This is a genomic window from Sphaerisporangium flaviroseum (assembly GCF_039537005.1).
GTDB lineage: Bacteria > Actinomycetota > Actinomycetes > Streptosporangiales > Streptosporangiaceae > Sphaerisporangium > Sphaerisporangium flaviroseum.
In genome coordinates this window covers 223,332-236,223 of sequence record NZ_BAAAZR010000004.1, presented here as the reverse complement: position 1 = coordinate 236,223, position 12,892 = coordinate 223,332, and the positions used below count along the sequence as shown (strand labels likewise).

Annotated in this window: 4 protein-coding genes; 3 read left to right on the top strand and 1 reads right to left on the bottom strand. The window is 72.7% G+C overall.

The window, feature by feature from the left end:
* Window positions 1–4: 4 nt before the first annotated feature.
* Window positions 5–328: a phosphopantetheine-binding protein gene (locus ABD810_RS12725; RefSeq protein ID WP_344938288.1), complete on the bottom strand. Its 324-nt coding sequence runs from the start codon at window positions 326–328 to the stop codon at window positions 5–7.
* 391 nt (window positions 329–719) lie between these two features.
* Here ABD810_RS12725 and ABD810_RS12720 point away from each other — a divergent pair, with 391 nt between their 5' ends.
* From ABD810_RS12720 to ABD810_RS12710, 3 genes are read left to right on the top strand one after another with little or no spacing between them, the layout of a single operon-like run.
* Window positions 720–7,037: an amino acid adenylation domain-containing protein gene (locus ABD810_RS12720; protein WP_344938286.1), complete on the top strand. Its 6,318-nt coding sequence runs from the start codon at window positions 720–722 to the stop codon at window positions 7,035–7,037.
* 55 nt (window positions 7,038–7,092) lie between these two features.
* Window positions 7,093–12,645, top strand: a complete 5,553-nt coding sequence (locus ABD810_RS12715; protein ID WP_344938284.1) for a non-ribosomal peptide synthetase/MFS transporter — start codon at window positions 7,093–7,095, stop codon at window positions 12,643–12,645.
* On the top strand, window positions 12,642–12,833 hold the full coding sequence (locus ABD810_RS12710; protein ID WP_344938281.1) for an MbtH family protein: 192 nt from the start codon (window positions 12,642–12,644) through the stop codon (window positions 12,831–12,833). The genes ABD810_RS12715 and ABD810_RS12710 overlap by 4 nt, the downstream gene beginning before the upstream one ends.
* The last annotated feature ends 59 nt before the right edge of the window (window positions 12,834–12,892 follow it).

Genomic DNA, 12,892 nt, shown 5'->3' with positions numbered 1-12,892 from the left:
GTGGTCAGCCCTCCTCGGCGAGGAGCGCGAGCACGTCCTCGTCGGACATGCCGTCCAGCTCCGCGAGCAGCGCGGCGATCTCGCCGTCGTCGGCGGCCTCCAGGCGGGCCCTGTCGATGGCCCCGGCCGCCTCGGAGATCGTGAATTCGCCGGTGAACAGCAGGTCGATGGGCAGTTCTATCCCGTAGGTCTCCTGGACGCGTGCCAGGAACCGGACCATCGTCAGCGACTGGCCGCCGAGGTCGAAGAAGTCGTCGTCGACCGAACGAGGCGTGATGCCCAGCAGTTCGGTCCACATCGCGGTGACCGTGGCCTCGGTGACTGTCACGCGACCCTCCGCAAGGCGTTTCGGGTGGTTTCGGGCGTGCTCGGCAGCGAATGCGTCACTGAACCTCCAGCACGGGGGTTTCGTGGGGGGCCGCCATATGGGAGCGCTCCCAAGACCCTAGGGATCCGGCGGAACAAGTGTCAAGAACGATCAGGCCTTTGTGCGGTTCCGGACAAGTGCCTTTTATTAAAGTGCCTGATAAAAAGCCTATTCTGGACGAAACATGTATGACATCTTGACGCCGCCAAAGCGCAATCTCTAGCCTTTGCGCCGTGGGAGCGTTCCCACAACGTCGTCATAACGTCTTTTCGCCTTGGACGCGCGCTTGTCTAACGGACAAGACGGACAAGAGCCCCTTTTTCCGCCACAGTCCGGCAGAGGTACTGACGCAATGCGCGAGCCCACGGAAAAGATGCCCCTCTCGTTCGGCCAGGAACGGTTGTGGTTCCTCGACCAGCTCCATCCGGGGGACTCATCGCACCATCTCTTCACCACGGTGAGGCTGCACGGTCCGCTCGACGTGCGGGCGCTCGAAAGGGCGCTGACCGAAGTGGTGGCGCGGCACGAGCCCCTGCGCGCCCGTTTCCCCGGGAGGGACGGCGGGCCGGTCCAGATGGTCGACGCCCCGGCGCCGTTCGCGCTGGAGTACGCCGAGCTGTCCGCCGGCCAGGTGCCCGGCCACCTCGCCGAGCGGACGAACCGCCCGTTCGACCTGGCCGCCGGGCCGCCGATCCGTGCGAGCGTGGCCAGGACCGGCGCCGACGAGCACGTCTTCTGCCTGGTGGTCCACCACATCGTCTGCGACGGCTGGTCGCTGAAACTGCTTCTCGACGAGGTCGCCGAGCTCTACACGGCCTTCTCCGAGGGAAAGCCGTCCCCGTTGCCGCCCCTGCCCGCCCGCTTCGCGGACTTCGCCCGATCCCAGCGCGCACACGAGCCGGGCCGGTCCGGCCCGTCCCTGGACTACTGGAAGGCGCGGCTCGCCGGAGCGCGCACGCTCGACCTGCCCGCCGACCACCCCCGCCCCGCGGTGGCGACCACCAACGGCGCGAGCCTGGTCGTCCCCCTTCCGCCCGGCCTGATGGACGGCGTCCAGCGGCTCGCCGCCACTGAGCGATGCACGACCTTCATGGTGCTCATGGCGGCCTACCAGTCGCTCCTCGCCAGGTACAGCGGGCAGGACGACCTCTGCGTCGGCTCCGCCATGAGCGGACGCGACCGGCTGGAGTACGCGTCCCTCATCGGATACTTCGCCGGCACCCTGGTCCTGCGGGGCGACCTGTCCGGCGACCCCACGTTCCGCGAGCTCCTGCGGCGCACGCGGGACGCCGCCGTCGCGGCCTACCGCCACCAGGACGTCCCCTTCGAACTGCTGCTGAACGAGCTGGGCGTCGAGCGCGACCTCAGCCGCGCGCCGCTGTTCCAGACGATGCTCGTCCTGCACGACATGGGCGAGACGCGGCTCACGCTGCCGGGCGTACGGGTCGAGGTGCTCGACGCCGGCTACCACCAGGTCCACCACGACCTGGTGCTCGACGTCTTCGGCGAGGGCGACGACCGGCGGCTGGTCTTCACCTACAACACCGACCTGTTCGAGGCCGGTACGGTGGCCGGGTACGCCACCGCCCTGCTCTCCCTGCTCACCCGTGTCGTCACCGACCCCGGCGTACGGCTGTCGCGGCTGTTCGCCGTGGACGAGGCGGAACGGGAGCGGCTGCTGCGTGAGGGCGAGCACGCCGGCCTGCCGATCGCCGGCCTGCCCACGCTGGTCGAGATGTTCGCCGCCCGGGCCGCGGAGACGCCGGACGCGGTGGCGGTGGTGGACGAGCGGGCCGAGCTGACCTACTCCGAGCTGGTCGCCGCCGCCGGCCGGGTGGCGGGGGAACTGCGCGGTGCCGGGGCGGGACGCGGCACGCTGGTCGCGATCTTCGCCGAGCGTTCGGCGGAGATCCTGGCGGGCTTCCTCGGAACGCTCGCGGCCGGGGCCGCCTACCTTCCCCTGGACCCGGGTTTCCCGGCCGACCGGATCGCCATGGTGCTGCGGGACTCCGGCGCCGCGGTCCTCCTGGCCCAGCCGGATCTCCTCGACAGGCTCCCCGAGCACGACGCGAAGCTCCTCCTGCTCGACCGCCCCTTCGGCCACCGGGCCGCCGCCACGCCGGCGGACGCCTCCGAGATGTTCGAGGCGCCCCGGCCGGCCGATCCGGCGTACGTGCTCTACACCTCGGGCTCGACCGGACGTCCCAAGGGCGTCGTGGTGCCGCACCGGGCACTGACGAACTTCCTGTTCGCGATGCGCGAACTGTTCGCGCCGGACCCCTCGCACGTATGGCTGGCGGTGACCTCCCCCTCGTTCGACATCTCCGGCCTGGAGATGTACCTGCCGCTGGTCACCGGGGCGCGCGTGGTGGTCGCGGGACCCGGCGTCGCGCGTGACGGCTTCGCCCTCGCCCGCCTGATCGAGCGCTCCGGTGTCACGCACGCCCAGCTCACGCCCTCCGGATGGCAGGTCCTCCTCGCCGCCGGGTTCGCCGGGCCCTCGGTGACCGCGCTGGCCGGAGGCGAGGCGCTGCCCCCGCCGCTGGCGGCCGAACTGCGGTCCCGGGTGGGGCGGCTGTGGAACATGTACGGGCCCACGGAGACCACCATCTGGTCCACGGCCTGGGAGGTTCCCGAGCGGCCCGCGAGCGTCACCATCGGCGGCCCGATCGCGAACACACGCGTGTACGTCGTGGACGCGGACCTCCGGCTGGTCCCCCCGGGCGTCCCCGGCGAGCTGGTCATCGGGGGAGACGGCGTCGCCGACGGCTACCTGGGGCGCCCCGCCCTGACCGCGGAGCGGTTCGTGCCGGACCCCTACGGCCCACCCGGCGGGCGGCTGTACCGGACCGGCGACACCGTCCGAAGGCGCCCCGGCGGGACGCTTGAGTTCCTCGGCCGTTCGGACAACCAGGTCAAACTGCGCGGGCACCGCATCGAACTGGGCGAGATCGAGTCGGCGCTGACGTCCCAGCCGGGAGTGCTCCAGGCGGCGGTGGCGGTCTGGGGACGCAGCCTGGTCGCCTACGTCGTGGGGGAGGCCGACAGGGCCGCGCTCGCCGTCCGGTTGCCCGCGTACATGGTGCCGTCGGTCTACGTCACGATGGACGCTCTCCCGCTCACCCCCAACGGCAAGCTCGACCGGCGAGCCCTGCCGGAACCCCGTACCTCCTCGCCGGGCCCGGGCCGGAGGCCGGGCACCGAGGCCGAGCTGCGGATCGCGTCGGTCTTCGCCGAGGTGCTCGGGATCGGCGGGGCGACGCCCGGCGCGGACGACGACTTCTTCGCTCTCGGTGGCCACTCCCTGCTCGCCACCAAGGTGGTCGCGCGCCTCGCCGGCGCGCTGGGCGTGCGCATCCCGGTGCGCGAGCTGTTCGCCCATCCGACGGTGGCCGGGCTCGCCGCCGTCGCCGAACGGGCCGACACGAGCACCGCGCCCTACGAGCCGAGGCCCGACGGGGCGCCGGTGCCGCTGTCGGTGGCCCAGGAACGCCTCTGGTTCCTGCAGCGGTTCGACCCCGGCGACGCCTCCTACAACGTCTACCTGGTGCGGAGGATCTCCGGGGAACTGGACGCGGACCTGCTCGACGAGGCGCTGACGGGGCTCACCGCACGCCACGAAGGATTGCGGACCCGCTACCCGCACGACGACGGCAAGCCGCTCGCCGTCGTCGAGCCGGTGGTGCCGGTGCGGTTCGAGCGCGCCGGCGCCGCGGGCGAGGAGGAGGCCCGGCGGCTGGTCGCCGCCCGGATCAACACCCCCTTCGACCTCGCCTCCGCGCCGCCGTTCCGCGCCACGCTGCTGCGCCTGTCGCCCGCCGACCACGTCGTCTGCGTCGTCTCGCACCACATCGCCGCCGACGGCTGGTCACTGAACATCCTGCTGGACGACCTGAGCCGTCTGTACGGAGCGGCACGGCGGGGAGTGCCGCCGGACCTGCCCCCGCAGCCCCTCCAGCCCGGCGACGTCACCTACCGCCGCCGGCCGCGGGAGGGCGACGACGGCACCCTGACGTACTGGCGGGAGCGCCTGGAGGCGCTGCCCCCTCTGGAGCTGCCCACCGACCGGCCACGCCAGGCCACCTCGGCCCGCAGGAGCGGCTTCCACCGGCTGACGCTGCCCGCCGACCTCGCCTCCGGGCTGGAGAGGACCGGCAGGGCGCGCGGCGCCACGCTGTTCATGACGCTGCTGGCCGCCTACCAGGTGCTGCTGTCCCGCCACAGCGGCCAGGAGGACTTCGCGGTCGGGTCGCCCACCGCGGGGCGTGACCGGGTCGAGCTGGAACGGGTCGTCGGGTACCTCACCAACACGCTGGTGCTGCGCGCCGACCTGTCCGGGGACCCGGCCTTCGCCGAGGTCCTCGACCGGGTGCGGGAGACCGTGCTGGACGCCCACACCCACCAGGAGGTCCCCTTCGAACGGCTGCTGGTCGACCTCGGCGTGGAGCGGGACACCAGCAGGACGCCGCTGTTCCAGACCATGTTCATCCTGCACAGCGAGGAGGGCGGCACGCACGAGCCGTTCGACGGCCTGCCGTCCGAGCCGTTCACCGCCGCCAACGATCACGCGAAGTACGACGTGATGCTGGAGGCCTGGCGGGGTCAGGACGACCTGACGCTGCTGTTCGGCTACGACACGGAACTGTTCGAGGCCACGACGATCGAGAGCCTCGCCGGGCGCATGGCCGTCCTGCTCGGCGGCATCGTGGCGGGCCCGGACCGGCCGGTCTCGGTGCTCCCGATGCGCACCCGCGCCGACGACGCCGCCCTGCGCGCCCTCGGCGCCGGAACCGGCGACGCCGCCGGACGGGAACGCCCGCCAGGGGCTGGACCACACGCCGGAGGCGCCGTCCGGGATCGACACGGCGTCCAGGGCGAGAGCGGGTCCCCCGCCGTCCCCGAGCTGATCGCGGGCGTGGCGCGCCGCACGCCCGGGGCCGTCGCCGTGGAGTGCGGCGGCGAGGCGCTCACCTATGCCGGGCTGGACGAACGCGCCCGCCGCCTGGCTCCGCTGCTGCGCGGGCACGACGTCGTCGGCGTGTGCCTCGGACGCTCACCGGGCACCGTGGTCGCCCTCCTGGCCGTCTGGTACGCCGGAGCCGCCTACCTTCCCCTGGACCCGGAGTACCCCGCCGAGCGGCTGGCGGGCCTCATCGGCGACGCGGCCGTCTCCCTGGTGGTCACCGGCGAGACGACCGCCCATGGGCTTCCTCCCGTGGAGGTGGTGACGATCGACGCCATGGGCTCCGTCACCGGCGCCGCCGAGGCCGGTGGTGCCGCGGCGGGGCCGGTCCCAGGCGCCGGACCGGCCGCCTACGTCATCTACACCTCCGGGTCGACAGGGGTGCCCAAGGGCGTGGTGGTGGAGCACGCGGGACTCGCGGCCCGCGTCCGGTGGATGCGCGCCGGCTACGGGCTCGGTCCGGGCGACCGGGTCGTGCAGTTCGCGTCGCTGAGCTTCGACACCCACGCCGAGGAGATCTACCCCGCCCTGGCCGCGGGGGCGACCGTGGTCATGCTGCCGGACGGCGGCACGTCGCTGCCCGACCACCTGGCCACCTCGCCCGAGATCAGCGTGCTCGACCTGCCCACGGCCTACTGGCACCGGCTCGTGGACCTGATCGACGAGATCCGCTGGCCCGCGTCGCTGCGCCTGGTGATCCTCGGCGGCGAGCAGGTTCACGGGAGCGCGGTGGCGCGCTGGCGCGAGCGGTTCGGCGACCGGGTGCGGGTGATCAACACATACGGCCCCACCGAGACGACCATCATCGCCACCGCCGCCGACCTCGCCGGCGACCTGGGCTCTCGCCCGCCGATCGGACGGCCGATCGGCGAGACCAGCGCGTACGTCATGGACGCCAGGGGCGAGCCCGTCCCGCCCGGCGTGCCGGGGGAGTTGTACATCGGCGGAGCCGGGGTCGCCCGCGGCTACCTCGGGCGGCCGGCGCTGACGGCCGGGCGGTTCGTGCCGGACCCCTTCGGGCCGCCCGGCTCCCGGCTCTACCGAACGGGGGACCGGGCGCGCCACCGGCCCGACGGGCGACTCCAGTTCCTCGGACGGCTGGACGACCAGGTCAAGGTGCGCGGCCACCGGGTGGAGCCGGGGGAGGTGGAGGCCCGGCTGCTCGCCCATCCGCACGTGGGACAGGCCGCGGTCGTGGCGCGCGACGACGTGCTCGTGGCCTACGTCACCGGCTCCGCGTCGTTCGAGGACCTGCGGCGGCACACGGCGGAGGCGCTGCCGCCCTACATGGTGCCCGGTGCCTGGATGCGGCTGGAACGGTTGCCGCTGACGAGCGGCGGCAAGGTCGCCCGTTCGGCGCTGCCCGAGGTGGAACGGGAGCGGGAGTCGCGCTTCGTGCCCCCGCGCACCGACGCCGAGCGGCTGATCGCCGAGATCTGGGCCGAGGTGCTCCAACTGGAGGAGGTCGGCGCGCTGGACGACTTCTTCCACCTCGGCGGCCACTCGCTCCTGGCGGTGCGGGTGACGGCCCGGCTCCGCGCCGACGTCGAGGTCGACATGCCGATCCGCACGCTCTTCGCGCGCCGCACCGTGGCCGAGCTGGCCGCCGCGCTGGAGGAGCTCCTGCTGGACGAGCTGACCGGCCTGTCGGACGAGGAAGCGCTCCGCCTGCTCCAGACCCCGTCCGGCTCCCTGGAGGGGCCGTGATCCCGCCGGGACCGCGTTGGTGGACGCGGCCGAGACCAGCTCCTCAGGAGGCGCCATGACCACGGAGCTGTCGGCCGCCAAGCAGGCGCTGCTGGCGCGGCGACTGCGCCGGCGCGCGGCCGTGCCGACCATCCCCGCGCGCCCGTCCAACATCGCTCCGCCGCTCTCGCATGCCCAGGAGCGGTTCTGGTTCCTGGAGCAGTACGTGCCCGGCACGGCCGCCTACGTCGTGCCCTTCTCCGTGCGGCTGACCGGTGACCTGGACGAGTCCTGCCTCATCCGGGCGCTCACCGACGTGGTGGCCCGCCACGAGAGCCTGCGCACCCGCTTCCTCACCACCCACGACGGGCGGCCCGAGGTCGTCGTGGACGACGAGTCCCGCGTCCGGCTCCGTGTCGCCGAGGCCGGGGACGAGGAACGGGCAAGGGAACTGGTCCACGAGGAGATCGCCCGTCCGTTCGACCTGGAGAACGGGCCGCTTCTCCGCGCTCTGCTGGTGCGGATCGGCCCGCGCGACCACGTGCTCCTGCTCACCATGCACCACGCCGTGACCGACGGCTGGTCGTGCGACATCCTGATCCGCGAGATCCTCACGCTGCACGACGACCACCGGTCCGGCCGTCCCGGCGCGCTCCCCCCGCTTCCCGTGCAGTACGGCGACTACGCGATCTGGCAGCGCGCGCGGACCGGATCGCCGGGCCACGATCGCGACGTCACCTACTGGAAGGGGCGGCTGTCCGGGCTGGCCCCGCTCGAACTGCCCGCCGACCTGCCGCGCCCGGCGACGCAGCGGTTCGACGGCGCCGAGCACGGCTTCCCTCTCGACGCCGAGCTGGTCTCGTCGATCGTGCGCCTCGGTGACGCCCACGGGGCCACGCCGTACATGACCCTGATGGCCGCCTTCCAGGTGCTGCTGGGGCGCTACTCCGGTGCGACGGACTTCGCGGTCGGCTCGCCGATCAGCGGGCGCGCGCTTCCGGAGCTGGAGGCGGTGGTGGGAGTGTTCGTGAACACGCTCCCGATGCGCGCCGACCTGTCCGGCGACCCCACCTTCGCCGAGCTGCTCGGCCGCTGCCGGGAGACGGCGCTCGACGCCTACGCCCATCAGGAGCTGCCCTTCGACCAGATGGTGAACGAGCTGGCGGTCGAGCGTGACGTCAGCCGCTCACCGGTCTTCCAGGTGCTGCTGGCATTGCAGAACTTCCGGGGAAAGGACGGGAAGGCGCCGGAGCCGCCGCCCGGCTTCTCGATGACCCCCTTCTCCTTCGAGACGGCCATCACCCGGTTCGACCTGGCCCTGTACCTGACCGACACCCCAGACGGCGGTTTATGGGGAAATTTCACCTTCAACACCTCTCTGTTCTTCCGGGAGACCGTCGCGCGGATGGCCGGTCACTTCGAGGACCTGCTCCGCTCGGCCGTCGCCGACCCCGGAGTCCCGATCTCCCGGATCCCGCTCGCGTACGGCCGGGCGCTGGAGTTCGCGAGCTCACCCGGCGCGGAGCCGCCCGCGTGCGAGCTGCTGCACCGGCTCGTCACCGCCCAGGCGGCGCGCACGCCCGGCGCCGTCGCCGTGGTGTACGGCGAGACCTCCCTCACCTACGCCGAGCTGGACGAGCGGTCCGACAGGCTGGCCCGCCACCTGGTGGGCCTGGGAGTGCGGCCCGACGAGCGGGTGGCGATCTGCCTGGAACAGTCGGCCGAGCTGGCCGTCGCCGTCGTCGGCGTGCTGAAGGCGGGCGGGGCGTACGTGCCGCTCGACCCCGAGCATCCCGAGGAGCGGCTGGCGTACGCGGTGGCCGACGCGGGGGTGCGGGTGGCGGTCACCGGCACCGGACCGCGTGACAGGCTGCCACGCGAGCTGACCACCGTCGACCTGGACACCGGCGTCCTCGACCGGGTGGCTCCCGGGCCGGTGGAGACCGGCGTCACCGGCCGCAACCTGGCCTACGTCATCTACACCTCGGGCACCACGGGAAAGCCCAAGGGCGTCGCCGTGCAGCATCGCGAGGTGCTGCTCTACCTGTCCGGCGTGCGCGAGCGGTTCACCGGCCACGCCGGGCAGGAGCCCGGGGGCGTCTTCGCGCTGCTCCAGTCGCTCGCCTTCGACTTCGGCGTCACCGTCTTCTACCTGTCCCTGATGACCGGTGGCACGCTCCACCTCATCCCGTCCCGCACGGCCGCGCCCGACCTCGCCGCCTACTTCGCCAGGGCCGGAATCGACTACTTGAAGATCACCCCGTCGCACCTCGCCGCCCTGCTCACCGAGGCGGGCCCGCGCGAGCTGCTGCCCCGGCGCCTGCTCGTCCTCGGCGGCGAGGCCTCGCCCTGGGCGTGGGCCAAGGAACTCGTGCGGCCGGGCGGGTGCGCGGTGGTCAACCACTACGGCCCCACCGAGGCCACGGTGGGGGTCACGACCCTGCGCGTCGACCCCGGCGTCCCCGACGTGGCGCCCGCGCTGCCGATCGGCCGGCCGCTGCCGGGCGCCCGGGTGTACGTGCTCGACGAGCACCTGCGTCCCGTCCCCGTCGGGGTGCCGGGGGAGATCTGCCTGGGCGGCGAGCGGCTCGCGCGCGGCTACCTCGGGCGGCCCGCGCTGACGGCCGAACGGTTCCCGCCCGACCCGTACGGCGAGCCGGGCGCGCGCATGTACCGAACCGGGGACCTCGGACGCTGGCTTCCCGACGGGAACCTGCAGTTCCTCGGCCGCCGCGACCTGCAGGTGAAGGTGCGCGGCTACCGGGTCGAGCTGGGCGAGATCGAGACCCTGCTCCAGGAGCACCCGGCGGTCGCCCAGGCCGTGGTGGACCTGCGCGGCCGGGGCCTGGTCGCCTACCTCGTCGCCACGGGCACGCGGCCGGGCGTCGGCGAGCTGCGGAGCTGGATCCGGGAACGGCTGCCGGACTACATGGTCCCTGCCAGGTACGTGTGGCTGGACTCGGTGCCGCTCAAGTCCCACGGCAAGGTCGACAGGGCCGCACTGCCCGAGCCGGACGACGAGCGGCCCGACCAGGAGGCGGGGTACGTCCCGCCGCGGACCCCGCTGGAGGAGGCCGTCGCGGAGGTCTGGGCGGCGGTGCTCGGCCTGGACCGCGTCGGCGCGCTGGACGACTTCTTCGACCTCGGAGGGCACTCGCTGCTCGCGATGCAGGTGATCGCCCGGCTCCGGGCACTGGGCGGCCATCCGGTCACGATCATGGACCTGTTCGGGCACTCCACCGTACGCGCGCTGGCGCGGCTGATGCGGGTGGGCGACGACGGGCCACGCAAGCTCCTGCACCGCCTCACCCCCGCCCGCCGTACGACCGCGACCCTGGTGTGCGCGCCGTACGGAGGGGGGAGCGCGGTCATCTACAAGCATCTGGCCGACGCGCTGCCGCCTGACTGGGCGCTGTACTCGATCGCGGTCCCCGGCCACGAGCTGGGGGAGGAGCCCCGGCCCCTCGCCGAGGTGGCCGCCGGGTGCGTCCAGGAGATCCTCGCCACGGTGGACGAGGGCCCGCTGGTCGTGTACGGGCACTGCGGGCTCGGGGTGATGCTCGCGACGGAGATCGTCCGCCACCTGGAGGCCGTGGGGCGCACGGTCGAGGCCGTCTACCTCGGAGGCATCTTCCCCTTCGCCCGGCCCAAGGGGATCCTGGCGCGGGTGCCGGACTGGATGGAGCGCCTCCGCGGCGACCAGGCGATGGCCAACGCGCTCACGGCGGCGGGCATGGACGTCGAGGAGATCGATCCGGAGCAGCTGAGGCTAGTCATCCGCAACCGGCGGCAGGGCACGCGCGAGGCGGAACGGTACTTCGGCCGGCTGTTCGAGGAGCGGACGCCGCCGTTCGCGGCTCCGGTGATCGCGGTCGTGGGGGAACGCGATCCCGCGACCGAGTTCTACCAGGAACGGTTCCGCGAGTGGCATTGCGTCACGGACTCCACCGCCCTGGTCGTCCTGGACGAAGCAGGCCACTTCTTCCTGAAATATCGGGCGCAGGAGCTGGCGACGATCCTCACCGAGATCCACCCGGCCGTCGCCGGCGGCGACACCGGGCCGTACCTGCGCCGCGAGGACTCCACCTGGTGGCTGCACGACGTCTCCACCACCGCACCCGGCTCATCCACCACCGCTCCGGGCCCGTTCACTGCCGCTTCCGGCTCGTCCACCACCACACCCGGCTCGTCCACCGCCCCTCCGGGCCCGTTCACTGCCGCTCCCGGCGTGCCCGGTCCGTCCACCGCCGTGCCTGGGCCGAGGCCGAGTATGCGGCGGTTCGGGGTCGTCGCCGCGGGGCAGCTCGTGTCGATCACCGGATCGGCGCTGACGGAGTTCGCGATCCCGATCTGGATCTACCTCACCACCGGCTCGCTGGCGAACTTCGCCCTGTTCGCCGTGCTCGGCCTGGTGCCCGGCATGCTGGTGTCACCGCTCGCCGGTGCCATCGTCGACAGGTCCGACCGCCGCCGGGTGATGCTGGCGGGCGACATCGCCGCGGGCTCCACGCAGGCGGTCCTCGGCACGCTGCTCTGGACCGGCACCCTGGAGATCTGGCACATCTACCCGCTCCTGGTGTGCCTGTCGGTCGCGCTCACCTTCCAGCGGCTGGCCTACGGCTCCGCGATCCCGCAACTGGTGCCCAAGCGGTATCTCGGGCACGCCAACGGCGTGGTGCAGATGGTCGTCGGCACCTCGCAGCTGATCGTCCCCCTGGCCGCCGCCGGGTTGATGGCCACGATCGGCCTGGCCGGCATCCTCGTCATCGACGTGGTCAGCTACGCCGTGGCGATCCTGAGCGTGACGCTCGTCAGGTTCCCCTCCTCGATGGCGTGGAGGCGGCGCGAGTCCGTGGTCACCGAGATGGCGAACGGCTTCCGCCACTCGTGGGGGAACCGGTCGTTCCGCTCGATGCTGGTGTTCTTCGCCGTGCTCAACATCTTCCTCTCGCCGCTGTTCCTGATGATCTCGCCCCTGGTGCTGTCGTTCGCCACGCTGGCGGACGTCGGCCGGGTCGCCTTCGCGGGCGGTCTCGGGGTGCTGCTGGGCGGCCTGGCCATGACCGTGTGGGGAGGCCCGCGCCGCAGGCGCCTGCGCGGCGTGCTGCTCGCCACGCTCGCCCTGTCGGTCTTCTGCCTGGTCACCGGCCTGCGGAACGACCTCGTCGTGATCGGCGCCGGGGCCTTCGGTATGTCGTTGTGGCTCACCCTCCTCAACGGCGTCTACGCCACGATCATCCAGGTGAAGGTGCCCCAGCGGTTCCACGGCAGGGTGATCGCCCTGAACACGCTGGTCGCCTGGTCCACCCTGCCCATCGGCTTCGGCCTGGTGGCCCCGTACGGGACGGCGCTGTTCGAGCCGCTGCTGGCCCACGACGGCCCGCTGGCCGGCACCGTGGGCACCCTGCTGGGCACCGGCCCCGGACGCGGCATCGGCCTCATGTACGTCTGCTTCGCCCTGGCCATGACGGTGACGGTGCTGGTGGCGATGCGGGTGAAGGCGCTGGCCCGCTTCGATGACGTCGTCCCGGACGCGCTTCCCGACGATCTGGTCGGCGTCGAGGCACTGCGCGGCCGTACGGAATCGAACGCACCCAGTCGAACACCATCGATCAAGGAGCCATCGTGACAGAAGCCCGGTACCGCGTCGTCGTCAACGGCGAGGAGCAGTACTCCCTCTGGCCGGTGGACGGTGAGACCCCCGCGGGCTGGCGCCCCGACGGGTTCGAGGGCACCCGGGAGGAGTGCCTCGCCCACATCGAGGAGGTCTGGACCGACATGCGTCCCCTCAGTGCGAGAACGCCCGGCCCTCGCTGACGGCCCGGACCGTCGTGGTCCTCACCGTGCGCGGGCCCGGACCGCCGTCGTCCTCATCG